Consider the following 24,227-nt stretch of genomic DNA (forward strand, 5'->3'; position numbering starts at 1 on the left):
GTCCAATCGGCGTACCCGGCCGCTTGGGCCCGGGCGGGGTACGGTCCAGTTCGGCCCGATGCGGCCCGGCCGCCCCGCCCTGGGTCCGGTCAGGCGTAGAAGCGGGTGATCGTCTCGGCGACGCAGTGCGGCTTGGCGCTCTGCTCGCTCGTGATGGTGAACCGCACCACGGCCTGGACGCCACCCGGCACCTCGGTGGCCGAGATCAGCTCGGCGGTGGCCCGGATCGACGTGCCCACCGGCACCGGAGCCGGGAAGCGGACCTTCTCGGAGCCGTAGTTCAGCGCCATCCGCACGTCCTCGACGGCGTAGCACTCCTTCGCCAGCACCGGGATCATCGACTGGGTCAGGTAGCCGTGCGCGATGGTGGAGCCGAACTGGCTCTCCTTCGCCCGCTCCGGGTCCACGTGGATCCACTGGTGGTCGCCGGTCGCCTCGGCGAACAGGTCGATCTGCCGTTGCTCGATGGTGTGCCACTCGCTGGTGCCCAGCTCGGTGCCGACGGCGGCGGTCAGCTCGGCGAGGGAGGCGAAGGTCGTCACGGTGCGCTCCTGGAGAGGGACAGGCCCGGGGAGGGGTCAGGACGCCGGAAGCGTATGCCTACCCACCGGTATCTGTCAGGAGCCCGAGAACCGTCAGCGGTCCGGGAGCCAGCCGGAGACGGACAGGACGGAGGCGCCGCGGCCGTCGTGCTCACGGCCGCAGTGCGGCGCGGCCCAGGGCGCCCAGCCCGGTCGGGAACAGTCGGCGGCCGCTCACCAGCTCCGGCACCAGCGCCACGAACAGCGGCTCCGGGTCGCCCACCCACGGTCGCAGGCCGGAGCGCAGCACCCGCCGTACCTGCTCGGGCTCGCGCACCACGTCGGCCCGCCCGTGCACCAGCACGCTCCAGCCGGTGCGGGTGACCGGGTCCAGCAGATCGGCCTGGAAGGCCACCACCGTGCCGTCAAGCCCGCGCGCGGTGGCACTTCCCCGGCGCACGGCGAGCACCAGCCGCCCGTCCAGGACCTCGAAGGAGACCGGCAGGACGGCCGGCAGTGCGTGCTCGGTGTACACCACGCGCCCGACGGGCACGGTGCTGAGCAACCGCAGGCACTCGGCCTGGCTCAGGGTCTCCACACGGTCCTCAGGCTCCATGCGTCCGATCGTCCTCCGGTCGGCGCCCGCGTCGATAGGGCCCATGGTCCCTGAGCGGACGGGCCGGGAGCCCCGTCGGCGGCCGTCCGGGCGGTAGCCTGCCCGGCGGCGGCCGGTGATGCGGACGGCGGACGGCGGACGGTGACGCGAACGGCGGCTCGCCCGTGAGCCGCGCGGCGGGTGACCACAGCGGTGGGTGGCGGCCCCGGGGTGCCGGGGCCGGCCGGGAGGGGGGACGGATGGCGGGCGGGGTCGATCTGGTGGTGATCGGGGCGGACGGCGGGCCGGACCGGGCCTTCGGCGGTTCGGCGCTCGCGCCGGACGGCGCCCGGCTGCTCGCCGAGGTGCTGCCCGGGATGTGCTTCGACACCGGCGCGGCCGGCTGCCGGGTCACCACGGCGCCGCCGGACGCGGACGCCAACGCGATGCTCACCGCCGTCCGGGACGCGGCCCAGCACCCCGGTCGCTGGCTGGTGGTCTGCCTGGTCGGCCAGTTGGTGGCCGATCCGCGCGGGCGCCGGCTCGCCCTGGTCACCGGCGGCAGCACCGCTGACAACGCCTACCGCCGGGGCCTGGCCTGGGACTGGGTGGTCAGCGCGATGGTGCACGGGGACCAGGGGGAGGCGCTGCTGCTGGTCGACGCGGTGGCCGACCGGGACACCTGGGCCGCCCTGGAGCGCGGCGGCGGCGAGGACGGCGCGGGCGAACTGCTGAGCTACTCGCGCGTCCCGCTGTGGGGCCGGATCGGTCGCTACGCCTCGGGCAGACGCGGCCGGGACGCCGTACTGCCGGGCGGTGAGGGCTCGTTCAGCCGGGCTCTGACCACCGTCCTGCGCCAGGGTGTCCCGGGTGCCCCCGCGGCCGTCTCCCCGTCGGACCTCCAGCCCGCCGTGGCAGCGCTGACGGACGGGGGAGAGTCGGCCGGTAGTTCGGGTGCGCCGGGCGCGCGCCTGCTCGTTCCGCCGCACGGCGGGCGCCTGTTGATGCGCAATCGGGCCGCGGTTCGGGGCGCATTGGCCGGATTGTCGCTTTCCGAAGAACTGTTGGCCGTTCTGTGGCGGGAAAGTGCCCCGACGGAACCGCCTTCCGCGTAAGGTCAGGGGGCCTGAGGTGTTGCCGTGATGGGGTGGGTTGGCGAAGAATCGATCCCCAGCGGAAACACCGGCGGGACAGCGGAATTCTTCTGGCGGCCGTGGATCACTGATCGGGTCGGTCGCGACGAGGTGGGGCGATGCGGCAGCGCGGAAATGTGTTGCGCCCTGGGGCGGTCGGGGTCGGCGGGGCGGTTCTGGTGTTGCTTCTCGGCGCTTGCGCGAGCGGTGGTGCCGGAGGTTCCGTCGATCACCTCGGGGCGACTGCGCCACCTGTTGCGGGAGTGAACCCGCTAACCCCTTCGAGTGGTTCGGTAAACGCCACGATCGCGCCGACCGACGGACCCGAAGGGGCCCTGGGGCGGGTCGCGTTGAAGGCGTATCAGGACTGGTGGCAGGTCCAGGCCGAGGTTTTCGGGCGACCGGATTCGGACGGCTACACACTGGAGCAGTACTCCTCCGGGCGGGCCCTGTCCGACACCCTCGTCGGCCTTCGCCAACTCCGCGACGCCAAAGTGGTGATGACCGGCACGCCGCGCAATTCGCCGGTGGTCAAGGCCATCGACCTGAAAGCCGATCCGCAAACCGCCGTGATCGAGGACTGCGTCGACCTGACCGACTGGCACCGCGTCGATGCCGTCACCGGGGCCGCGAAGGATCCGGGCCAACGCCTGAACCGGTACGTCGCGAAGGCGTCGCTGCGCATGTTCCAAGAGCATTGGCTGATCTACGAGTTCACACGGGAGGTGGACCGGACATGCTGAACGCGAGGAAACCGGCCGGGCGATTCGCGGCCGTGGCATCGATGTCGGCGGGGCTGCTGCTGTCGTCGGCCGTGACTGCGACGGCGGACGAACCGCCGAACGGCGGGGCCGAGCAGTGTTTCCCGAACGTGATCTGCGCGGGCGCCAATTCCGGCGGAAAGACCCCCGTGCCCGGATCCACGAAGCCGAGCGGCGGCGGTGGCGGCAGTGCGGACACCGACCCGCAGCTGTGCAGCTACCACGACGTCCCCTGGGCCTGCCACGACCCGCAGTTGGGCTGGTTCAACAGCGACCAGGGCTGCTACTTCCGCGCGCTGGACAACCCGCCGGCGGCGGGCGACTCGGCGTGGGGCGGGCACGACCCGAAGGACGGCTCGCTCTACTCGAAGGTCTGCCCGCAGACGAGCGGGGGCCAGGACGGGGCCGAGGTCGTCTTCGTGCCCAACTCCCAGAACGGGCCGAAGCCGGACGCCGAGGCAATGGCCATCGAGTCGGCGCGGGAGAAGGTCGTCTTCGGGAAGCCGGTGGGCAAGGTCGCGCCCGGCGACACGGCGGTGGTCAACTCGCCGGTCTGGCTCTGGGCCGACAACGCCGCGACGCCCGCGCCGGGGACGGCGGCGGTGCAGGGCGTCTCGGTCACCGTCACCCCCGGGCTGGTGCGGGCGGACTGGAGCTTCGGCGACGGGTTCTCGACCACGTGCGCGACGGCCGGGACGCCGTACGACCACACGTACGGGGGCGCCGAATCCCCGGACTGCGGCTACGTGTTCAAGGCCAGCTCCGGCAAGCAGAAGGACGGCGTCTTCGCCGCCACGGTGACGATGAACTGGGAGGCCACCGTCGTCGTCACCGGGGGGTCCAACCCGCGGACCTTCAAGATCAAGGGCATCAAGCAGACCAGCCCGGTCTTCCGGCTCAAGGTCGCCGAGATGCAGGTGCTCAACTGACCCGCCCGCGGCGGCGATCGGGCCACTGACCAGCCGCTGACGAGCCAGAGACGAACGAGGGAAGGGCGGAACCCGGTGGAGAACCGTACATTCGCGACGCCGGGATCCGGCACACCCGCGGGCGCCGGGGCGTCCGTGGCGCTCCCGGAGCAGCCGGAGCAGGGCGGCGGCCCGGGCAAGGGCCGGGGGCGGGCCGCGCCGCACACCCCCGGACGGACCATGCGGGCGCGGCGGCGGCGCCCGGCGGTGCTGGCGATGGCGGTCGCGCTGATCGCGGCCGGCGGGCTGGGCGGGGCCGTCCTCTACAACAGCACCGGCCAGCGGGTCGCGGTGCTGGCGCTCGCCCGGGACGTGCCGTGGGGGCAGGTGATCACCGAGGACGACCTGGTGGTGGCCCGGATCGCGAGCGACCCGGCGCTGCACCCGCTGTCCGCCCAGGAGCGGAGCAAGGCGGTCGGCCTGCGGGCCGCCACCGACCTCAAGCGCGGCGCCATGCTCACCGGCGCCGACCTGGCCCAGGGCCTCACCGTGCAGCCCGGGCAGATCGTGGTCGGCGTGTCCGCCAAGCGCAGCCAGCTGCCCGCCAGCCGGCTGCAGCCCGGGGTGCAGCTGGTCGTGGTCTACACGCCCGACAACGGCCGGGCGGACTCGCTGCCCGCGACGGTGATCACCATCGGCCGGGTGGACACCGACGGCAGCCAGGTGATCGACGTCGCGGTCGGCACAGGGGACGGGCCCCGACTGGCGCAGTGGGTGGCGAGCGGACGGATCCAGGTGCTGCTGGCGCCGCGCGGCACCTCGGCCGGAGCGGCCGGGGGCGGCGCCGCGCCGAACCCCGCGCCGACCGGCACGCCCGCCGCGGGGGCGCCCTCCACGGGTGCGCCTTCGCCCGGGGCCGGAGCACCCGGGGCCCCGGCCGCGACGGGCGGCGCCTGATGGCGGTGATCGCGGTGGTCGGCGGTCCGGGCGCGCCCGGCGCGACCACGACCGCGCTGGCGCTGCTGCTGGCCTGGCCGCTCCAGCCCGGCCGGCGGGTCCTGCTGGTCGAGGCCGACCCGGACGGCGGCGCGGTGCTCGCGGGCGCCCTGGAGGGCCGGGTCGAGGCGGTGTACGGGCTGCGCAACCTGGCCGTCGCGGACCGCCGCGGGCTGCTCGCACAGACCATCTGGGAGCAGCTGATCGACCTGTCGCCCGAAGGCGAGGCCGAACGCCTGCTGCTGCCCGGGCTGACCGACCCCACCCAGGCCCCCGGCCTCGCCTACACCTGGGAACCGCTCGCCGAACTGCTGCACGGCATCGAACAGCAGGGCTACGACGTCATCGTGGACCTCGGCCGCTCCGGCGCCACCGGCGCGAGCGCGGTGCTGGCCCGCCGGGCGGACGTGGTGGTGGCCACCGTCCGGACGACGCTGCGCGGGCTGAGCTCGATCCGGCCCCGGCTGTCCGCCCTCGCCGAGGACCTGGCCTCCGGCGGCACCGGGGCGGACGCGCTCGGGCTGCTGCTGGTCGCCGAAGGGCCGTACCCGCGCGCGGAGGTGGCGCGCGAGCTCGGGCTGCCGGTGCTCGGGGCGCTCCCGTACGCCACCCGGACGGCGAAGGTGCTCTCCGACGGCGGGGACACCACCGATCGGCGGTTCGTCCGCTCCGAGCTGATGCGGACGGCGCGGTCCGCGGCGGACGAGGTGCAGCTGCTGGTCCGCCGGCGGCGGCAGCGGCTCGCGCCGAACGCCGAACCAGCCTCGGCCCCGGCCCAGTTGGCGGCGGCTGTCCCGGTGGCGTCCGCTCCGGTGGTACCGGCTCCGGCGGCGGCCACGGTGTCGACGCCGCCGGCGCCGGCCACGTACGGCCAGACCTCCTACGGCCAGACGGCGTACGCCCAGACGTCGTATGCCCAGGCTGCCCAAGGCCAGGCTCCGTACGGGACGGGCGGGTACGCGCAGCCGGCCTACGGGCAGGACCCGAACGGAGCTAACGCGTACCCCTCGGTGTCCTACGGTCAGACCGGGTACGTGCAGTCGCCCTACGGCCCGGTGGACGCCGAGCCGCCGTCGTACACCCCGCCGTCGTACACCCCGCCGCAGCCGGTGCCGCCGGTGATCGTCACCGGGCCGGTGGCGCCGCTGGCCGGCCTGGCGCCGCAGCCGGCCGCGCCGGCGCCGTTCCCGGCCCATGTGCAGTCGCCGCAGCAGGCCGACCGGGGCGGCCGGGACAGCCGGGGCGATCAGGCCGACGTCGACGAGCAGTACCCGCTCCAGCAACCGACAGTGACGGATGGTCAGGTTCAGGTGAACGGGCAGTATCCGCACAACCCCGGGGAGGTGCTCCGTGCGCGGTAGCCCCCTGCACCAGCGCCCCGCGGCCGACCCGGCCGCCCTGCCCTGGGCCACGCCGACGCCCGCGCCGATGCCGACCCCCGCGCCCGGACCGGTCGTGCCCGGACCGGTCGTGCCCGGGCCGGTCGCGCCCACCGCCGTACCCTCCCAGCTGCCCTCGCTGGACGTGCGCGGCGCCGCCACCCGGCCGGCCGTCGATCCGCAGGTCGCCCGTGAGCTCAAGCGCCAGGTCGCGGCCGAACTGCACCAGCAGATCACCCGGTTGACCACCGCCTCCGGCTCCGAGCCGGACCGCGCCACCCGCCGCCAGCGCGGCCGGGCGCTGATCGAGGAGGCCGTCGCGCGCTGGTCCGACGCCTACGCGCAGACCCGCGGCATCCCGCCCACCCGGGAACAGGACCGCGCCCTCGCCGAGGCCGTCTTCGACCTGCTCTTCCGGGCCGGCCGGCTCCAGCCCTACCTGGACGACCCGGAGATCGAGAACATCCTGATCAACGGCTGCGACGACGTCTGGGTCTCCAAGGTGCACCAACCCCTGCGTCAGGTACCGCCGGTGGCCGACAGCGACGCCGAACTCATCGAGCTGCTGCAGGACTTGGCCCGCCAGCACGGCGGCGGCGAGCGCAGCCTGTCCACCGCCAGCCCGACGCTCGCGCTGCGGCTGGAGGGCGGCATGCGCCTGCAGGCGCTCACCGAGGTGACGCCCCGCCCGTACGTGGCGATCCGCCGCCACCGGGTGGCCTCCGCGACGCTGCCCGAGATGGTCGAACTCGGCACCCTGGACGGCACCTTGGCGACGTTCCTGGCCGCCGCGATCCGGGCCAGGAAGAACGTGATGATCACCGGCACCCAGGGCGTCGGCAAGACCAGCCTGCTGCGCGCGATGGCCGCCGAGATCCCGCCGGACGAGCGGATCGGCACCCTGGAGTCGGAGTTCGAGCTCTGGCTGCACACCCTCGGCCACCTGCGCCAGGTCGTCCCGATGGAGGCCCGCGAGGGCAACGGCGAGCGCGTCGAGGGCCGTCTGGCCGGGGAGTTGACGATCGGCGACCTCATCCCGGCCGCGCTGCGGATGACGCTGTCCCGGATCATCGTCGGGGAGGTCCGCTCCGGCGAGGTCGTCCCGATGCTGCGGGTGATGACCAACGGCGAGGGCGGCTCGATGTGCACCCTGCACGCCCGCGGCCCGCACATGGTGGTCGACCGCATCGCCGAACTCTGCCTGGAGTACGGCTCGCACATGACCGACTCGCTCGCCTACCGGCTCACCGCCAACGCCCTGGACCTCATCGTGCACGTCACCATGGTCGACGAGACCGCCGTCGGCGGCCGCCGGCACCGCTTCGTCTCCCACGTCCTGGAAGTCACCGGCCTCGGCGAGAGCGGCCGGCCCGCGCTGAACACCGTCTTCGGCCCCCGGCCGGACCTCGGCGAGCCGCGGGCCGTCCCGCACACCCCGCCGCAGTGCCTGGACGACCTGCGCCGGGCCGGTTTCGACGCCGGCCTGCTGGACTCCCGGTACGGGAGTTGGGCCACCCCGCTGCAGCTGCGGATCGGGGGTGGTGCGCGGTGATGCTGCTGTTCGCCCTGTGCGGGCTGGCGGTCACGGGCGGCCTGGTCGCCCTGGCGGCCTGGTTCCGCGGCAGCGACCCCGTCGACGAGGAGGCGCAGGCGCGGCCCAACCCGCTGGCCGGGCGCGCCCACGTGTTCTGGTACGGCGCACCCGGCTCGGCCGCGCCGCGGATGGTGCGGCTGCGCCGCGTCCAACTGCCGCTCGCGCTCGCCGGAGCGCCGCTGGCCTGGCTGTTCACCGGCATCCCGCTGACCGCGCTGCTGGTGCCGCTGGCCGTCTTCGGCCTGCCCTGGCTGTTCGACACCACCCGCCCGGACACCCACCGGATCGAGCGACTCGAAGCACTGTCCGAGTGGACCCAGCGCATCGCCGACGTCCTGCTGCTCGGCGTCGGCCTCAACCAGGCCATCGTCACCAGCCGCCGTACCGCCCCCGCCGCCCTGGAGGACGAGATCGGCGAACTGGCCGCCCGGTTGCAGGCCCGCTGGCGGCCCGAGGAGGCCCTGCACGCCTTCGCCGACAGCCTCGCCGACGCCACCGCCGACAAGGTGCTCGCCGCGCTCGTGCTGCGGGCCGGGGACAGCGGGCCCGGCCTGGCCCGCACGCTCTCCGACATGGCCGACTCGGTGCGCGAGGAGGTCCGCCAGCGGCGCGCCATCGAGGCCGACCGGGCCAAGCACCGGACCACCATCCGCTGGCTGGTCGGCATCATCGTGCTGGTCGTCACCGTCGGCTCCTTCAACACCGAGTACACCCGGCCGTACGGGACCTTCCTCGGCCAGCTGGTCCTCGCCGTGGTCGCCGCCCTGTTCGTGGCGATCATCGCCTGGATGCGGGCGCTGGCCTCCCACCCGCCGGTGCCCCGACTGCTGACGCCGGACCGGCGCAGCCGGAGCGGCCGGCGCACGGGCGCCGGGGTGCGCGGGCCGGAGCGGGCCGAGCAGCTCGGGGAGGTCCGGTGATCTCGCCCTGGTCCGTGCTGGCCGGCGCCGCCGCGGCCGGTGGAATCGCCCTGCTGGTCGCCGAACTGCGGCCCGCGCCGCCCGACCTGCGCCAGGCGCTGGACCGGCTGCACGCCGTCCCCGCCGACCGCGAGCAGGACCCGGACGAGCGGCCGCGCTGGTACGACCGGATCGGCGAGCGCTCCGTCCACCTGCGCGGGATCTCCGTCCCGCGCCGCGAACTCGCCCTGATCGGCCGCACCCCGGCCCGGTTCATGGTGCACAAGCTGCTGTTCGCCGCACTCGGCCTGATGCTGCCCGCCTACCTGGGCGCGATGGCCGTCCTGATGGACATCGGCCTGCCGTTCGCCCTGCCGCTGGTCGCCGGGCCGCTGCTGGCCGGCCTGCTCTGGTTCGTCCCGGACGCGATCGTGCGCGGCGAGGCCAAGGAGGCGCGCACCGAGTACCTGCACGGCATCGCCGCCTACCTGGAGCTCGTCGCGCTGGAGCGGGCCGCCGACTGCGGCCCTGCCGAGGCGCTGCGCCGGGCCGCCTCGGTCGGCCGGGGCACGGTGTTCCGGCGGATCCGCGACGCGCTGGAGCGCGCGGCCACCGACCGGCTCCCGCCGTGGGCCGGACTCGACGCGCTGGCCGAGGAGTTGGGGCTCAGCCCGCTGCAGGACGTGGCCGACATCATGCGGCTGTCCGGCAACGACGGCGCCGCCGTGTACGACACCCTGCGGGCCCGCGCCAAGGGTCTGCGCGGCGAACTGCTCGCCGAGGACCTCGCCCGTGCCAATGCCGACAGCGAGCGGATGGTCGCGCCGGGAGCCGCCCTGACCCTGCTGATGACCGTCCTGATCGTCTTCCCCGCGCTCCACCAGATGCTCAACTGACCAGCGTTCCGGAGCAGCTGACCCCACACAATCGGAACCGAGCAGTCGGGACCGAGCAGCCGACACCAGACAGCCGACACCACGCGGCTGACGCCACACCACACCACACCGCACATCCCCGGGAGACCCCGATGACCGTACGACTCGCCCACCTGGCCGGCCGGGTGCTGCGACCCGTCCTGCTGCCGGTGCAGTTCGCGCTGCTGCTGTTCACGCTGCGGCTCGGCCGGCTCCGGGCCGCCCGCGCACGCGGCGACCGCGGCGCGATCAGCATCGAACTCGCCCTCGCCATCATCGCGCTGGTCTTCGTCGCGGGCGCCGTCGCCACCGCGCTGTACCTGCTCAAGGACAAGGTCGTCCAGAAGGTGCAGCAGGACCCGAACATGCCGGGCGGCGCGGGCGGTGCGGGCGGCGCCACCAAGTGATGTGCAACCCTCTCCGCCGCAGGGACGACCGGGGGTCGATGAGCGTCAGCCTCGCCATCGTCTTCCCGGTCGTCCTGCTGCTCCTGCTGCTCGTCGTCCAGGCCGCGCTGTGGTGGTACGACCGGCAGGTCGCGCTCACCGCCGCCCGGGAGGGCGTGGACGCCGGGCGGGTGCAGGGCAACGCGACGGACGAGGTGAAGAACGTGGCGGCCGAGCGGCAGGCCCGGGACTTCCTCGACCGGCAGGGCGTCAGCTCGTACGAGGTGCGGACCTCCGGCAGCACGGCCGACACCATCAGGGTCACCGTGCAGCTGACGCCACCGCTGCTGATACCCGGGCTGTCGGCGCCCAGCATCACGCAGTTCGCCGAGGCGCCGCGCGAGCGCTTCGTCCCGCCGGCGGCGAAGCCGTGAGGCGGGGAACGCCCGGGGCCGGGCCGCGGTGGTGGCGCCCGCGCAGGCGGGACCGGGGCGGGATCGCGATCGAGGCGGCGATCGTCGTGCCGGGCGTGGTCGGCCTGGTGCTGCTGGCCGTCGCCGCCGGACGGGTGCAGACCACGGCCGGCACGGTCGAGGCCGCCGCCCGCGCGGGAGCCCGTACGGCCACACTGCAACGCGACCCGGACAAGATGGCGCAGCCGGCCAAGGACTCCGCCTTCGCGACGCTGCGCCAGCAGGGCGTCTCCTGCCTCGGCGGGGACGTCCGGGTCGAGAAGGGGAAGCTCGACCTGCCGGGCGGCCCGGTCGTGACCGTCAAGGTCACGGTGGTCTGCGACGTCGAACTCTCCGACCTGCTCGGCGGACCGTCCGGGGTCGGCGTGACCAAGCACCTCGTCGGCGAGTTCACCTCGGTGGTGGACCGTTACCGGGGCGCATGACGGTGCGCGCCCCCGCCACCGGGACGCCGGGGGATTGGAGGCGGCCCGCGCGGGGGAGACGCAAGCGGAGAGCGCCCGGGGGATGACACAGCGGTACCGAGCGGCGCCCGGTGGGGGCCGGTGGGGAGAACAGCGTGCGGAACGAGGGGAGGGGATGCGGGTGCTGAGCCGTCTGCGGCGACGGGCGGCGCGTCGGCCGGACCGGGGCGCGGTGGCCCTCTTCGTGGCGATCTGCGCGGCCTACGTCGTGCTCGTCATCGCCCTGGTGATCGACGCGGGCGGCCGACTGCGGGTCGCCGAGCGCACCGACGCCTACGCCCTGGAGGCCGCGCGGGTCGGCGGACAGCAGCTCGACCAGGCCGAGCTGTTGAACGGCAAGGGCTTCAAGGCCCAGCAGAAGTACGCCCAGGACGCCGCCGACGCCTACCTCGGCCTGTACGGCCTGAAATCCGAGCGTGTCGATTTCTCCGAGGACGGCAAGGTCGTCATCGTCACCGTGCAGACCGACTACCGGCCGGTCCTGCTGGGCGCCCTCGGGGAACGGAAGGTAACGGGCAAGGGCAGTGCGACCCTCGTCCACGGAGTCGAGAAAGCGGAGACCGACTGATGGCCGCGCCACGTGCCAAGGACCAGGCCCGAACCGCCCAGGCCCGCACCGGCCGGGCCGGAGCCGCGCATCGGAGCGGCGGCTCCGCGCGCCGGCCCGCCGCCCCGGCGCCCCGACCGCCGCGCGGACGCGGCCGCGGCGGCGCCCTGATCACCGCGCTCGCCGCGCTGGTCACCCTGCTCGTGCTGCTGCTCGGCGTCCCCGCGCTGCTGCTCTACGGCACCCAGGCGGTCGCCGGGATGGGCGACGTGGCGCCGGGCGGCGTCGGGGAGGCGCTCACCAGCCCGGACGACGGGCGGCTGTTCCTGTGGGCGCTGGTGGTGGTGGGCTGGCTCGCCTGGGCCTGCTTCGCGCTCTCCGTCCTGCTGGAGATCCCCGCCCAGCTGCGCGGCCGGGTCGCCCGCCGGATCCCGGCCTTCGGCTGGAGCCAGCGGCTCGCCGCCGGGCTGGTCGGTTCGGTGCTCGCGCTGCTGCCGGTCGCCGGCTCGGCCTTCGCGGCCGTCCCCGAACTCGCCCACACCCCGGCCGTCCAGGCGCAGTCGGTCCCGGGCGTGCAGCGCGCCGCACTGCCCGCCGCGCAGTCCGCGCCCGCCCTGACGCCCGCCGCCGAGCAGCAGCCGACGTACACCGTGCGGGACAGTCGGCCCGCGGACAGCCTGTGGTCCATCGCCGAGCGCCAACTGGGTTCGGGCGAACGGTGGGTGGAGATCGCCAAGCTCAACGACGGTCGGGTGATGGACGATTCGGGCATCCGCTTCGACGCCGACCGGCCGATCCAGCCCGGGTGGGAACTGCTGATGCCGGCGGACGCCAAGCCGGACGAGGCGAAGGGCTCGACGCCCGCTCCGGCTCCGGCGCCCTCGGGGGACGCGACCCAGGGTGCTGCGCAGGAGACTCAGCAGGGGGCTCCGCCGCAGGGGACGTCGCCGCAGGCCGGGACGGAGCCGGGCGGTGCGGGCGGGCAGCGGACCGTCACCGTCGAGGCCGGGGACAGTCTTTCGAGCATCGCCCAGCGGGAGTTGGGGGACGGCGAGGAGTGGCCGAAGCTGTTCGACGCCAACAAGGGGGTGCAGGCGCCGGACGGCGAGCGGCTGACGGACCCGGACGTGGTGGTGCCGGGGATGGTGCTCACGGTGCCGGGAGCGGCCGCGACGCCTGCGCCTGCACCTGTACCTGCGCCCGCTCCGGCTCCGGCTCCGGCCCCGGCGCCTGAACCTGCGCCTTCGCAGGGGCAGGGCGCGCCTGCTCCGGCCACCCAGGCTCCCGCGCCTTCGCCGGGCACCCCGCAGTCGGCCCCGGCCCCGGCCCCGGCGCCCACGCACGCGCCGACCCAGGCGCCCGCCCCCGCCGCCCACGTCGACCCGGCCCGCAGCGACGACTACACCGTCGCCCTTGCGGCCTCCACCGTCGGCGTCCTGCTCGCCGCCGTCATGGTCGGCACCGTCGCCCACAAGCGCGGCACCCAGCAGCGCGCCCGCCGCCCCCGGCACCGCATCGCGATGCCCGCCGCCGAGGCCGCCGCCTTCGAGAACGAGCTGATGGCCCGGCAGGACCAGGCCGGGCTGGAGCTCCTGGACCGCGCCCTGCGCACCCTGGCCCGCAACACCGTGCGCGGGGGCAAGCGCCTGCCCGCCATCGTCGCCGCCCGGATCACCCCCGGCCACACCGTCGAGCTGCACCTGTCCGGCCCGGCCACCCCGATCGCGCCGTTCCGCGCCGCGCACGCCGCCAACGTCTGGTGGTGCAGCGCCGACTCCGGCGACATGCTGAGCGCCGCCCAGGCCCGCAAGACCGCCGCACCGTACCCCGCGCTGGTCACCCTCGGCACCTCGCCCGACGGCTCGGTGGTCCTCGCCGACCTGGAGGCCGTCCGGCTGCTCCACCTCTCCGGCCACCCCGACGACGCCCGGGACGTACTGCGCACCCTCGCCGTCGAGCTCGCCCACAGCCCGCTCGCCGACCGGCTCCACCTGCACCTGGTCGACCTCGCCGAAGAGGTGCCGATCAGCGGCCCGGCCGCCGAACGCGTCCACCGGCACGCCACCCTGGAGGACGCGCTCGCCGCCCTCGGCCCGCGCACCGCCAAGGCCCGCGCCACCCTGGTCGCCGCCGAGGCCAGCAGCCCGCGCGAGGCCCGCAGCCGGGGCCAGGCAGACGAGTCCTGGGTCCCGGAGATCGTGCTCTGCGCCCAGCAGCCCGGCGGCGACGTCCCCGCCGAACTCGGCCGGCTGCTCGACGCCCGCCCGCGCACCTGCGTCGCCGTCATCACCCGCGCCCCCGAGCGCGGCACCGGCCCGGTCGCCCGCTGGACCCTCCCGGCCAGCGGCCAGGCCGCCATCCCGGGCCTGCACCTCACCGTCGAGCTGCAGCGGCTCAGCGGGCCGCAGTACGACCAGGTCGCCGAGCTGCTCCGAGCCGCCGACGACACCACCCAGCACCCGGCCCCGGCCTGGACCCTGGACGGGCCGGAGGACACCGACACCACCGAACTGCCCCTCGCCGTACCGGTGCTGGCCGGTGTCGGCGCCGCGGGCGGTACTGGCGCAGGGGAGGAGGGCGCGGAGACCGCCGCCGGCCCCCGGCTGCTGGCCCGGGTCATCGGCACCGGCGCCAGCCCGTTCGCGGGCACCGACCCGGTGACGCCCGCCCCGGGGCCGGCTTCGACCGCGGCTCCGACCCCCGTCCCCGCCGGTCCGGCGCGGTTCGCCGTCAACGGGCAGGGGCGGCAGGCGGCCGGTGACGAGACCACCCGGGACCTGCGGCGGCCGGGCGGGCCGGAGGAGACCGGGGAGGACGCGGTCGACCCCGTGGACGCCGCTGCCGCTGCCGCTGCCGATGTCGATGCCGCTGCCCAGGCGGCGGACGCCCCGGCGGAGGCCACAGCGACCGTCGTCCTCGCCGTCCAGCCGGTGGTACCGCGGCCCGTGGCGCCGCAGCCGGCCGTACCGCAGCCGATCGTGCCGGGGATGGGCGGTCCGGAATCGGGTGAGCCGGGGCCTGCCGAGGAGGCGGCGCCCTCGGGCGCGTCCGCTCCCGAGAGCGCGGACGTCGACGCCGCCACGACGGCCTCCGGGGAGTCCGAAGCAGCCGTCACCCCGGAGCCCGTCGGGACGGCCGGCCCCGCGGCCCTCGAAGCCGGTCCCGCCGCCGTTGCCCCGGTCGCCCGGACGGCCCGGACCGCGGCCGGTCGCAGCGACAGCGACGACCTGCTCGCCATCCTCCGCTCCCCGGAGGCGCACACCCCCCGCAACGCGCCCCGGATCCGGCTGCTCGGCCCGGTGGACGTCGCCGGCGTCCTCGGCACCGCCGAACCCGGCGCTCTGCCCCGGCTCACCGAGCTCGCCGTCTACCTCGCGCTGCGCCCCGGCGCCGACCACCGCGCCCTCGACCTCGACCTGCACCCGGGCGCCGCACACCTCGACCCGCACCCCACCACGGCCGACGCCAAGGGCCCGCTGCCGGCCAAACTCGCCGACCTGGCCGCCTGGTTCGGCACCTCGCCCGAGGGCCACGCCTTCCTGCCCACCGAGGGCACCGACGGTTACTCCTTCGCCCCGACGGTGACCTGCGACTGGGACGAGTTCCGCAGCCTCTACCGGCGCGGCATGCGCAGCACCAGCGCCACCGCGGACGCGGCCCTCGCGCACGCGCTGGCCCTGGTCCGCGGCGCCCCGTTCGCCGAGGCCCCGCCCGCCTCCTACGGCTGGGCCGAGGCCGAGCGCCAGGACATGATCGCGGCGATCGTCGACACCGCCCACGAACTGGCCGCCCGCCGCCTGCAGTACGGCGACCACCGCAGCGCCGAGGCCGCCGTCTTCCGCGGCCTCGCCGTCGCCCCGGACGTCGAACTCCTGCACCGGGACCTGTTCTACGCCTACGCCTCGGCCGGCGCCCGGGACCAGCTCCTGCGCGCCGTCAACCGCCTGGACGCGCTCAGCCGCCGTACGGGCCGCGACCTCGACGCCGACACGGTCGCGCTGCTCAGGGACCTGCTCGCTGGCTCCTGAGGGCGGCGCCGCCCGCGCCGGGCGGGGCCGGCCTCGGCCGCGTGGCGTCCGACGATGCCACGCGGCCGGGGGCAGGGCAGGGGCCGGGGTAGGGCCTGGGGCCGGGGATTCGGGGATCGGGAGGGTGATGAGTACCGTGCTCGCGAGCCTGATCGCCGTCCTCGGCACGCTGTTGGGGTCCCTCAGCACCTACCTCTTCCAGCAGCGGGCCGCCGCGCGCGGCGAGGCGAGGGCGCGCGAGGAGCTGCTGCGCCAGGAACTCCTGTCCGCGTACGGCGGGTTCGCCGCGGCCGTGACCGAGCTCAAGCGAGCGCTGGTCACCGGGTGGCTGCGCCGGTCGGACCCGGCGGCCCTCGGCCCGGCGCTCGCCGAGGCCGACCGGCTGGGCGCCGTCGCCGAGACGGCGCGCTTCCGGCTGCAGTTGGTGTCCGGCCGGCCCGAGCCGCTGGCGGACGCCGCGTTCGCCCGTGCCGGGGCAGTGCGCGACGCGGCCGACCAGTCGGAACTCACGGCCAGGGAAGCCGAGTTCGAGGCTTCGGTCGGCGCGTTCATCAGGGCCGCCGCCGAACGCCTGGCCGTCGCGCACCAGCCGCCGGCGCCGTGGCCGACCGGGCGGTTCGTGCTCAGCCGGCGCGCAGCCAGGCCTCCAGGGCGGTGAAGTCCGCCTCGGTGAGGCCGAGTTGCGGGTCGACCCGGTGGAGGAGGGCCCGGGCGGGGGAGTGGGCCGCGACCCATCGGCGATCCGGCTCGGTGATCTCGTCGTCCACCCAGGCGAACGGGCGCCCGGCGGCCCAGGCCACCAGTGCGCGGGTCTTCCAGTGCACGCCGTCCGGTCCGGCGTCCTCGTCGCCCGCCTCGTCCACCGGCCAGGACACGACGGGGAGTTGCGGCAGGCCGAGCCACGGTGCGAGGCACTCGTTGGCGTCCTCCAGCCAGGTCGTCGCCCACACGAGTTCGCAGGGCAGGCCCAGCAGCCGCGGCCCCGAGGCCGGGTCGGCACGGGTCACCAGCGGGTTGCCGCCCGGGGCGGCGCCGGTGGCGGCGTACGGGCTGCAGTAGGTGGGATAACCGCCGGGGGGAGGGCCGCCGAAGGGGATGAGCGGTCCGTCCACGTCGAGGAACAGCAGCGGCCGGCCGGGATCGGTCATGACCGCACGATAGCGGGCACTACGGGCGGTGTGGCGCGCCGATCGGACACCCGGCCTGGATAGGGTGCGCCGGGATCTCGTAGGGTGGCCGCGCACGGAGTGTGGTGGCAGGCGCCACACAGGCAAGGGCATCAGACGCCGCGGGAGCGGCGGGGCGGGGCGGTGACCAGGAGATGGCGGAGACGACAGCGGTTTCCGGAGGGCCGGACCCGGCAGCGGACTCGGGCCCCTGGGACGCCGTACCGCCACCCCCGCGCCAGTCCCCCGAGGAGCACCCGCCCGGGCCCGCCGCGCTCTACGAGCCGCCGCCGGCGCCCCCGGCAGCACCCGTACCTGCACCCGCACCCGTACCGGTGTCGGGCCCGCAGCCGGTCGCGCAGGTGCCCACGCCGCCGCCGGCGCCCCCGGTCGCGCCGCCCGTCCCGTCCACCGGATGGACCCTCACCGGCCTGCCCGCCGTGGGTGCGGCGACGCCGCCGCCGGTCCCGGTCCCGGCCCCGAGCGGTGCGCCGGGCAGTGTTCCGAGCGGTGCGCCGGGCGCGGCCGTCGCCGGTCCGGGCGGGTTCGGTGCCGCGCCGCGCGGACGGATCCTGGTGATCGAGGGCGGGTACGGCAACTCCGGCCGCCGCACCTGGGGCCGGGGCGGCCCGACCCAGGCGCCGGTGCTCTCGGCGATGCTCGCCGCCGTCTCGCCGCAGGTGCTGCTCGCCGCCGACGCGGTGGACGCCGTGCACCTCCCCGGCGCCGGGGACCCGCACACCGTCCTCGCCCACCTGCGGGCCGCGTCCCGGCACCCCGGGCCGCTGCTGGTGCACGTGGGCGGCCACGTGATCGCCGACAAGCGCGGCGGACAGCTCCAGCTGACCCTGCGCGACGCCAAGCAGGACGGCCTGCCCTGGCAGGCCATCGCCGCCGAGCTGAGCCACCGGCCGGCCGAGTGGCAGACCCTCGTCATCGCCGACCTGAGCGCCGACCAGAACGCCTGGCCGTACCTCCAGGGCACCGTCTCGCCGCTCAGCGAGGGCATCCCGCTGTGGGCGGTGGTCAGCCCGGACCCGGAGCAGATCGGCACCTTCACCCGTGCCCTGATCGAGGCTCTGCACGGCGGCCGCCCCGGCGCGGGCGAGGTGCTCGCGCCCGAACAGCTCCGGCAGCAGGTGTACTCGGTGCTGCGGCCGGACGTGGTCATCCTGGCCACGCACGCCCCGGACCGCCCGTTCTTCCGCAACACCGCGCGCCGCGGCGACGCCCTGGCGGCCGAGCTGCCGCCGCTGGCGGACGCCGTGCCGTTCACGGACCCGGCGCCGTTCGCGGACGCCGTGCCGTTCGCGGAGTCGGCGCCGACGGAGCTTCCGCCGCCGCCGGCCCCGGTGCTGCCGCGTCCGACGGAGCCGCAGGACGGCGTTCCCGCCCGGCCGGTGACGGCCCCTCCCGCGACGGTTGCCCCGGTGGCCGTCGGCGGCCCGGTGAGCCTGGTCAAGCCGGGCGTGCCGCCCACCCCGCCCCGACCGGCCCGCCCGGTCAGCCTGCTGAAGGCGGGCGAGCCCGTCGCGGCACCGGGCGTGACCCTGCACAAGCCCGCCCCGGCCGACGTCACGCCCGAGGACGCCGCACGTGTGGACGCCGTGCCTGTGGACGTCGTACCTGAGGACGCCGTACGGGTGGACGCCGTGTCCCCGGTGGGCGTCACGCTCCGCAAGCCCGCCCGGACGGAGGCCTCGGACGTCGTCGCCGATGCCGTCATCGCCGCGGACGTCGTGGACGTCGTGGATGTCGTGGACGCCGAGCTTGCCGAGGAGGGGGCGGCCGAGGAGCCTCAGGACGCCGTCCCGGCCGAGGCCGCGCCAACGGACGAGGCGCCCGCCGCCGAGGTCCCCGCCGACGCGCCGGCCGAGGCCGCGGTGGCCGCTCCGCCCCGTGCGGACTACCGCGAGGTCATCGGACGGATCGTCCGCAGCGCCGACGCGGGGGACCACGCCGCCGCCACCGACCTGGCGTTCGCCCTCGAACTGGAGGCGATCGCCGAACACGGCGCCGTCTCCGAACCGGTCCTCCAGGTGCGGCAGGTCCGGGCGCACGTGTGCCGGCTCGCGGGTCGGGCGGTCGAGGCCGCGGACATCTACCGCGAGGTGGCCCTGTCGCTGCTCCGCTCGCAGGGCCCGGACCACCCGGAGACCCAGCAGGCTGCCACCAACGCCGAGGCCTGCTGGCGCTCGATCACCGACCGCGCGGAGGCGATCCGGATCGCGCCGGAGATCATCGAGCTGCGTGCCTACCTCCCGGGCCCCGAGGGCCGCAAGCTCCGCGCCGCCGAGCGCTACCTCGCCCAGCTGGCCGCCGCCGACTGACGGCGGGGCAGGCGGCAGCGGACGGGTAGCGGGCCGCGGGTAACGGGGAACAGGTAACAGAAAACAGCGGACAGATGACAGATTTCGAAATCTGTCATCTGTCCGCTGTCGTTTGTCAGCCGTCAGCTGCTACAGCCGCCAGCCGTCGGCCATCAGCCGCTACCCGATCACCGACCGGCGATCGCGTGCACGAACTTGGCGCCGTCGATGGTGCCCAGGCCGCTGGCCAGGTCGTAGCCCTCGGTGGCGTTGTAGCCGGTGACGCCGTTCCAGCCGTTGTCACCCTCCTTGACGTCCACGATGCCGCTCCACTCGCTCGGGAGCAGGTTGAGGCCGTACAGGCGCCAGTTGAGCTGGCCGAGGCGGTAGCCGGCGAGCTGGTCGGCCAGGGCGACGACACCCGAGAAGATCGGGGTGGCCTCGCTGGTGCCGCCGGTGAGGTGCCAGCCGACCGCGGTCGGGTCGTAGGACTCGTAGGTCCAGGCGGCACCGTCCACGGCCGCGCTCATGCTGATGTCCGGCGTGCCGCGGTGGTTGCCGGTGACGTTGGCGACGCCGGCCTGGTACCACGGGCGCTCGAAGACGCCGGAGACGCCACCGCCGCCGGCGCCGGACTTGTCGTGCCACACCTTGTCGGCCGCGGTGCGGTTGCCGTTGTCGTCCAGGGTGAGCTGGGTGCCGCCGATGGAGGTGACCAGCGGGTCCGAGGACGGCCAGGAGTTGACCTTGTACGGGTACAGGTCGGTGCCGTTGGTCTGCGCGTCGGTGGCGCCGTTGTCGCCGGAGGCGCCGAGCACGGTCACGTTGTGGTCGGCGGCGGCCTTGAAGGCGTAGCGCAGGTCGGTCAGCGACTTGAAGTCGCCCTTGTCGTAACCCGGGAAGGTGTTCTCGGTGGCGCCGAAGCTCTGCGAGATGACGTCGCCGCGGCCCTTCTTGATGAGGTCCTTCTCGGCGTCCATCATCTCGGGCAGACCGGTGGTGCCCTCGGTCTCGGCGACGCCGGTCTCGACCAGGATGATGTGCGCGTCGGGGGCGACCGCGTGGGCGTACTCGACGTCCAGGGTGGTCTCGCCCGCCCAGCCGGTGTGGTCGGGGTTCTTCGGGTCGAAGACGGGGACGTTGCCCCACTTGACCACCTCGACGTTGGTGTCCGGGATGCCCCACTGCTTGTCGAAGACCTCCAGGTCGTGCTGGATGGTCGGCGAGCCGAAGGAGTCGACGATGACGATCGTGCGGCCCTTGCCGGTGACGCCCTCCTTGTACAGCGGGTTCAGGTTGTAGGCGGTGCGGTACTGCAGCGGCGAGTAGCAGTGGATGCCGATCTGGCTGACGCACTGGGTGGTGCTCAGCGGGGCGACGCGCGCCTGGGCGTTGTGGTGCCCGAAGGAGGCGGGGCGGACGTGGACGCCCGCGAGGTTGTGCGAGGGGGCGGCGGTCGCGGTGCCGACGGCCGGTACGGCGATGGTGCCGGCCGTGAGGGCGGTGGCCCCCACGGCGAGCAGAGCCAGGGCGCGACGGAGGGAAGCGGGGCTGCCCATGGGACTCCTTGAGGGGGACGCAGGGCCCGACCTTGGTCAGGTCGGGTCGGTCCGGCCATCCCATCGACTGCAACATGATCATGCCATAGTCATTTGGTGGGGTAGTGGGGTCGCGGACATGGTCATGCTCGGCCACGCGAAAAGGTAAAGGCCGTCCCAGGGGGAGGTAACCCCGCATCTGGGACGGCCGACTGACGAACCGTCAGACAGGACCCGTCGTGTTCACAGTTTTCACCGTGTTGGCCAACTTTACCAAGTTCACCGGCTTCGGGTAAGCCGTCGTCAGCCGTCGAATCAGCGGGCGCCGCCGTTGACGTACAGCGTCTGCCCGCTGACGTACGAGGCGTCCTCGCTCGCCAGGAAGGCGACCACCGACGCGATCTCCTCCGGCTGCCCGACCCGGCGCAGCGGCGTCCGGGCGGAGACCTCGGCCTGGTGGTCCTCGGCCGAGCTGCCGACCCGCTCGGCGGTGGCGGCGGTCATCGGGGTGGCGATGTACCCGGGGGCGACGGCGTTGACGTTGATGTTGAACGGCCCGAGCTCGATCGCCAGGGTGGCGGTGAGGCCCTGGATGCCGGCCTTGGCGGCCGCGTAGTTGGCCTGGCCCCGGTTGCCGAGGGCCGAGCGCGAGCTGAGCGAGACGATCTTCCCGAACTTCTGCGCCACCATGTACTTCTGTGCGACGTGGCTGCAGTTGTAGGCGCTGGTCAGGTTGACCGTCAGCACCGTGTCCCAGTCGGACTTGGGCATCTTGAAGAACAGGTTGTCCCGGGTGATCCCGGCGTTGTTCACCAGGATGTGCACCCCGCCGAAGTCGCCGGCGATCTGTGCGAACACCGCCTCGACGGCGTCGTAGTCGGCCACGTCGCAGCCGTACGCCCGGGCGGTGCCGCCCTTGGCGGTGATCTCGGCGACCGTGCCGGCCGCCCGCTCGGCGCTGAGGTCGACCACGGCGACCGCCGCGCCCTCCTCGGCCAGCCGGCGGGCGGTGGCCGCCCCGATGCCCTGCGCCGCACCGGTCACCACGGCGACCTTGCCCGCGAAACGCGTCATTGTGAACTCCTTGGGAGAAAAAGTGTCAGACGTTCTCGACCAGCACGGCCGTACCCTGCCCCACGCCCACGCACATGGTGGCCAGGCCGCGCCGGGCGCCGGTACGGCGCATCCGGTGCAGCAGGGTGGTGAGGATGCGGGCGCCGGAGCCGCCCAGCGGGTGGCCGAGGGCGATCGCCCCGCCGCTGGGGTTGACCAGTTCGTCGGCCTGCTCCGGGTCGAAGCCGATGCCGTCGGCGGAGGCGAGCGCCTGGGCGGCGAAGGCCTCGTTCAGCTCGGCGGTGTCCAGGTCGGCGAGCGACCAGCCCGCCCGCCCGAGCACCTTCGCCGTCGCCGGCACCGGGCCGATCCCCATGACGTCCGGGTGCACCCCGGCCGAGGCGCCGGCCACGTACCGGCCGAGCGGCTGCAGGCCGAGGTCGCGCAGCGCCTCCTCGCTGACCAGGACGAGCCCGGCCGCGCCGTCGTTCATCGGTGAGGCGTTCCCGGCGGTGACGGTGCCCCCGGGGCGGAAGACCGGCTTGAGCCCGGAGAGCTTGGCCAGGCTGGTGTCCTCGCGGATGCCCTCGTCCCGGCCGACCGTCACCCCGTCCGGCCGCTCGACCGGGATCAGCTCGGCGTCGAAGTGCCCGTCCTTGCGGGCGGCCGCGGCCCGCTGGTGGCTGCGCAGCGCGAAGGCGTCCTGACGCTCCCGGCCGATGCCGTACCTGGTCGCCACCTCCTCGGCGGTCTCGCCCATGCTGAGCACGCCGTGCAGTTCGGCCATCCGGGGGTTGGTGAGCCGCCAGCCGAGCCGGGTGTCGTAGGTCTCCATCCGGTGCGGCAGTGCCTCGTCGGGGCGGGGCAGGACGAAGGGGGCGCGGGTCATCGACTCGCAGCCGCCGGCCAGCACCACGTCGGCCTCGCCGGAGCCGATGGCCCGGGCGGCGAGGGTGACGGCCTCCAGGCCGGAGGCGCAGAGCCGGTTGACGGTGGCTCCGGGGACGGTCTCCGGCAGGCCGGCCAGCAGGACGGCCATCCGGGCGGCGTTGCGGTTGTCCTCGCCGGCCTGGTTGGCGGCGCCCCAGTAGACGTCGTCGATCCGGGCCGGGTCGAGGTCGGGCAGGTCGGCGAGCAGGGCGCGCAGCACGGTGGCCGAGAGGTCGTCCGGGCGGACCGTGGCGAGCGCTCCGCGCAGCCGACCGATCGGTGTGCGGCGGGCTGCGGCGAAGTAGACGGGACGCACGTCGTCGGGCTCCTTGTCAGGTGGGCGGATCAGAAGGCGTTGACGCCGGTGAGGGCGCGTCCGATGAGCAGTTCGTGGATCTGGCTGGTGCCCTCGTAGAGGGTCATCACGCGGGCGTCGCGCAGGTACTTGCCGACGGGGTACTCGTCGATGAACCCGTACCCGCCGAACACCTGCAGCGCGTTGTTGGCGGCCCGGACGGCGGCCTCGCTCGCGTGGAGCTTGGCGATGGAGGACTCGGTGGCGAACGGCAGGCCGCGTTCGATGTGGTCGGCGACCTTCCAGGTGAGCAGCCGGGCCGCCTCGACGTCCACGGCGATGCCGGCCAGCAGCTGCTGGACGAGTTGGTGGGAGGCGATCGGCCGGCCGAACTGCTCGCGTTCGCCCGCGTAGCGGACCGCGGCCTCCAGGCAGGCGCGGGCGATGCCGACGCAGCCGGCCGCGACCGACATCCGGCCCTTGGCCAGCGCGGCCATCGCCACCGTGAAGCCCTTGCCGACCTCGCCGAGGCGGGCGCCGTCCGGCACCCGGACGTCCTCGAAGGAGAGTTCGGCGGTGGCCTGGCCGCGCAGGCCGAGCTTGCCGTGGATCTCGGTGCGGGTGAAGCCGGGCAGGTCGGTGGGGACCAGGAAGGCGGTGATGCCCCGGTGGCCCTGCTGTTCGGGTTCGCTGCCGCCGGTGCGGGCGAAGACCAGGGCGACGTCGGCCCAGGTTCCGTTGGTGATGAACATCTTGGCGCCGCTGATCAGCCAGTCCTCGCCGTCGCGCACCGCGCGGGTGGTGAGGTTGGCCGCGTCGGAGCCGGTGCCGGGCTCGGTGAGGGCGAAGCAGGCGAGTGCCTCGCCCGAGGTGAGCCGGGGCAGCCAGTGCCGCTTCTGCTCCTCGGTGCCGAAGCTGTTGATCGACTTGCCGACCAGGCCGAGCGAGACCGAGACGATCCCGCGCACCGCCGAGTCGCCGCGCCCGAGTTCCTCCAGCACCAGGCAGTAGGCGAGGTGGTCGCCGCCGCTGCCGCCGTACTCCTCGGGGATGGTCAGGCCGAGGAAGCCGACCTTCGCCAGCTTGCCGATGATCGCGCGGTCGACGGACTCGACGCGGTCCCACTCGGCGGCGTACGGAACGATCTCGCGGTCGGTGAAGGAGGCGGCGAGGTCCCGGACGGCGCTCTGCTCCTCGGACAGCTCCAGGTTCACGGCGGCTCCCGAATCCCGTGCGCCAGGTGGGCCCGGGACGAGGCCCGGACCGATTAAACTAGCGCTGCAAGTTTTATGGGGGGACTGTAGCCCCGGCCGGCCCCCGCTGGGAAGGGGCACCTGC

General features: G+C 74.8%; 22 protein-coding genes. 15 read left to right on the plus strand and 7 right to left on the minus strand.

All coding sequences use genetic code 11. The annotated features are described in order from the left end of the window. Positions 1-89: 89 nt before the first annotated feature. Together OP86_RS00695 and OP86_RS00700 are read right to left on the minus strand one after the other, a co-directional pair. Positions 90-542, minus strand: a complete 453-nt coding sequence (locus OP86_RS00695) for a MaoC family dehydratase (protein WP_030056445.1) — start codon at positions 540-542, stop codon at positions 90-92. 151 nt (positions 543-693) lie between these two features. Next, positions 694-1,137 carry a pyridoxamine 5'-phosphate oxidase family protein gene (locus OP86_RS00700; RefSeq protein WP_030056446.1) on the minus strand — a complete coding sequence of 148 codons (444 nt, stop codon included), beginning with the start codon at positions 1,135-1,137 and terminating at the stop codon, positions 694-696. 239 nt (positions 1,138-1,376) lie between these two features. On the opposite strand from OP86_RS00700, the gene OP86_RS00705 reads away from it, so the two are divergent. The 14 genes from OP86_RS00705 to OP86_RS00770 all read left to right on the plus strand — a co-directional run bounded on the left by OP86_RS00705 (position 1,377) and on the right by OP86_RS00770 (position 16,256). Beyond that, complete coding sequence (locus OP86_RS00705) at positions 1,377-2,231, plus strand: hypothetical protein (RefSeq protein ID WP_030056447.1); 855 nt, start codon at positions 1,377-1,379, stop codon at positions 2,229-2,231. Between the two features lie 137 nt (positions 2,232-2,368). Further along, positions 2,369-2,992: a hypothetical protein gene (locus OP86_RS36350; protein ID WP_157849629.1), complete on the plus strand. Its 624-nt coding sequence runs from the start codon at positions 2,369-2,371 to the stop codon at positions 2,990-2,992. Between the two features lie 167 nt (positions 2,993-3,159). Continuing rightward, entirely contained in the window at positions 3,160-3,939 is a 780-nt protein-coding gene (locus tag OP86_RS00715) for a hypothetical protein (protein WP_157849630.1), read from the plus strand. A 75-nt stretch (positions 3,940-4,014) separates the two neighbouring features. Continuing rightward, positions 4,015-4,875, plus strand: a complete 861-nt coding sequence (locus OP86_RS00720) for an SAF domain-containing protein (protein WP_157849631.1) — start codon at positions 4,015-4,017, stop codon at positions 4,873-4,875. Further along, positions 4,875-6,275, plus strand: a complete 1,401-nt coding sequence (locus OP86_RS38975; RefSeq protein WP_063832261.1) for a CpaE-like family protein — start codon at positions 4,875-4,877, stop codon at positions 6,273-6,275. The genes OP86_RS00720 and OP86_RS38975 overlap by 1 nt, the downstream gene beginning before the upstream one ends. Further along, complete coding sequence (locus OP86_RS00730; protein ID WP_030254334.1) at positions 6,265-7,845, plus strand: TadA family conjugal transfer-associated ATPase; 1,581 nt, start codon at positions 6,265-6,267, stop codon at positions 7,843-7,845. Before OP86_RS38975 ends, OP86_RS00730 begins: the two co-directional genes overlap by 11 nt. Then, complete coding sequence (locus tag OP86_RS00735) at positions 7,845-8,807, plus strand: type II secretion system F family protein (protein ID WP_063832262.1); 963 nt, start codon at positions 7,845-7,847, stop codon at positions 8,805-8,807. Before OP86_RS00730 ends, OP86_RS00735 begins: the two co-directional genes overlap by 1 nt. Beyond that, positions 8,804-9,682, plus strand: coding sequence for a hypothetical protein (locus OP86_RS00740; protein ID WP_030056456.1), 879 nt, complete (start codon positions 8,804-8,806; stop codon positions 9,680-9,682). Before OP86_RS00735 ends, OP86_RS00740 begins: the two co-directional genes overlap by 4 nt. A 131-nt stretch (positions 9,683-9,813) precedes the next feature. Continuing rightward, entirely contained in the window at positions 9,814-10,107 is a 294-nt protein-coding gene (locus OP86_RS00745) for a hypothetical protein (protein ID WP_030056457.1), read from the plus strand. A 38-nt stretch (positions 10,108-10,145) separates the two neighbouring features. Further along, positions 10,146-10,520, plus strand: a complete 375-nt coding sequence (locus OP86_RS00750) for a TadE/TadG family type IV pilus assembly protein (RefSeq protein WP_030254327.1) — start codon at positions 10,146-10,148, stop codon at positions 10,518-10,520. Then, on the plus strand, positions 10,517-10,984 hold the full coding sequence (locus OP86_RS00755) for a TadE/TadG family type IV pilus assembly protein (RefSeq protein ID WP_030056459.1): 468 nt from the start codon (positions 10,517-10,519) through the stop codon (positions 10,982-10,984). Before OP86_RS00750 ends, OP86_RS00755 begins: the two co-directional genes overlap by 4 nt. Positions 10,985-11,144: 160 nt before the next feature. Further along, positions 11,145-11,591 carry a hypothetical protein gene (locus tag OP86_RS00760; protein ID WP_157849632.1) on the plus strand — a complete coding sequence of 149 codons (447 nt, stop codon included), beginning with the start codon at positions 11,145-11,147 and terminating at the stop codon, positions 11,589-11,591. Beyond that, a complete protein-coding gene (locus tag OP86_RS38615; RefSeq protein ID WP_033330451.1) occupies positions 11,591-15,598 on the plus strand; it encodes a LysM peptidoglycan-binding domain-containing protein in 4,008 nt (1,335 codons plus the stop codon). Before OP86_RS00760 ends, OP86_RS38615 begins: the two co-directional genes overlap by 1 nt. 127 nt (positions 15,599-15,725) lie before the next feature. Then, a complete protein-coding gene (locus OP86_RS00770; RefSeq protein ID WP_051829512.1) occupies positions 15,726-16,256 on the plus strand; it encodes a hypothetical protein in 531 nt (176 codons plus the stop codon). Here OP86_RS00770 and OP86_RS00775 read toward each other — a convergent pair. Then, positions 16,222-16,746: an HAD domain-containing protein gene (locus tag OP86_RS00775; protein WP_030254322.1), complete on the minus strand. Its 525-nt coding sequence runs from the start codon at positions 16,744-16,746 to the stop codon at positions 16,222-16,224. The two genes, OP86_RS00770 and OP86_RS00775, sit on opposite strands and share 35 nt — an antisense overlap. 173 nt (positions 16,747-16,919) lie before the next feature. On the opposite strand from OP86_RS00775, the gene OP86_RS00780 reads away from it, so the two are divergent. Then, positions 16,920-19,094, plus strand: coding sequence for a hypothetical protein (locus tag OP86_RS00780; protein WP_157849633.1), 2,175 nt, complete (start codon positions 16,920-16,922; stop codon positions 19,092-19,094). A 167-nt stretch (positions 19,095-19,261) separates the two neighbouring features. Here the strand turns inward: OP86_RS00780 and OP86_RS00785 are convergent, their stop codons facing one another. The 4 genes from OP86_RS00785 to OP86_RS00800 all read right to left on the minus strand — a co-directional run bounded on the left by OP86_RS00785 (position 19,262) and on the right by OP86_RS00800 (position 24,103). Then, on the minus strand, positions 19,262-20,632 hold the full coding sequence (locus OP86_RS00785; protein WP_030056465.1) for a S53 family peptidase: 1,371 nt from the start codon (positions 20,630-20,632) through the stop codon (positions 19,262-19,264). A gap of 294 nt (positions 20,633-20,926) precedes the next feature. Next, on the minus strand, positions 20,927-21,685 hold the full coding sequence (locus OP86_RS00790) for a beta-ketoacyl-ACP reductase (RefSeq protein WP_030056466.1): 759 nt from the start codon (positions 21,683-21,685) through the stop codon (positions 20,927-20,929). Between the two features lie 25 nt (positions 21,686-21,710). Continuing rightward, positions 21,711-22,910 carry a thiolase family protein gene (locus OP86_RS00795; RefSeq protein WP_030056467.1) on the minus strand — a complete coding sequence of 400 codons (1,200 nt, stop codon included), beginning with the start codon at positions 22,908-22,910 and terminating at the stop codon, positions 21,711-21,713. A gap of 29 nt (positions 22,911-22,939) precedes the next feature. Then, positions 22,940-24,103 carry an acyl-CoA dehydrogenase family protein gene (locus OP86_RS00800; protein ID WP_030056468.1) on the minus strand — a complete coding sequence of 388 codons (1,164 nt, stop codon included), beginning with the start codon at positions 24,101-24,103 and terminating at the stop codon, positions 22,940-22,942. Positions 24,104-24,227 lie beyond the last annotated feature (124 nt).

Origin of the sequence: Streptomyces novaecaesareae (assembly GCF_000716875.1) — a bacterium.
GTDB lineage: Bacteria > Actinomycetota > Actinomycetes > Streptomycetales > Streptomycetaceae > Kitasatospora > Kitasatospora novaecaesareae.

What these genes read in the sequence shown, in the direction of transcription:
- OP86_RS00700 (WP_030056446.1), bottom strand. Translation starts at nt 1,137, where the DNA reads ATGGAGCCTGAGGACCGTGTGGAGACCCTGAGCCAGGCCGAGTGCCTG.
- OP86_RS00705 (WP_030056447.1), top strand. Translation starts at nt 1,377, where the DNA reads ATGGCGGGCGGGGTCGATCTGGTGGTGATCGGGGCGGACGGCGGGCCG.
- OP86_RS36350 (WP_157849629.1), top strand. Translation starts at nt 2,369, where the DNA reads ATGCGGCAGCGCGGAAATGTGTTGCGCCCTGGGGCGGTCGGGGTCGGC.
- OP86_RS38975 (WP_063832261.1), top strand. Translation starts at nt 4,875, where the DNA reads ATGGCGGTGATCGCGGTGGTCGGCGGTCCGGGCGCGCCCGGCGCGACC.
- OP86_RS00735 (WP_063832262.1), top strand. Translation starts at nt 7,845, where the DNA reads ATGCTGCTGTTCGCCCTGTGCGGGCTGGCGGTCACGGGCGGCCTGGTC.
- OP86_RS00745 (WP_030056457.1), top strand. Translation starts at nt 9,814, where the DNA reads ATGACCGTACGACTCGCCCACCTGGCCGGCCGGGTGCTGCGACCCGTC.
- OP86_RS00750 (WP_030254327.1), top strand. Translation starts at nt 10,146, where the DNA reads ATGAGCGTCAGCCTCGCCATCGTCTTCCCGGTCGTCCTGCTGCTCCTG.
- OP86_RS38615 (WP_033330451.1), top strand. Translation starts at nt 11,591, where the DNA reads ATGGCCGCGCCACGTGCCAAGGACCAGGCCCGAACCGCCCAGGCCCGC.
- OP86_RS00770 (WP_051829512.1), top strand. Translation starts at nt 15,726, where the DNA reads ATGAGTACCGTGCTCGCGAGCCTGATCGCCGTCCTCGGCACGCTGTTG.
- OP86_RS00775 (WP_030254322.1), bottom strand. Translation starts at nt 16,746, where the DNA reads ATGACCGATCCCGGCCGGCCGCTGCTGTTCCTCGACGTGGACGGACCG.
- OP86_RS00780 (WP_157849633.1), top strand. Translation starts at nt 16,920, where the DNA reads ATGGCGGAGACGACAGCGGTTTCCGGAGGGCCGGACCCGGCAGCGGAC.
- OP86_RS00785 (WP_030056465.1), bottom strand. Translation starts at nt 20,632, where the DNA reads ATGGGCAGCCCCGCTTCCCTCCGTCGCGCCCTGGCTCTGCTCGCCGTG.
- OP86_RS00790 (WP_030056466.1), bottom strand. Translation starts at nt 21,685, where the DNA reads ATGACGCGTTTCGCGGGCAAGGTCGCCGTGGTGACCGGTGCGGCGCAG.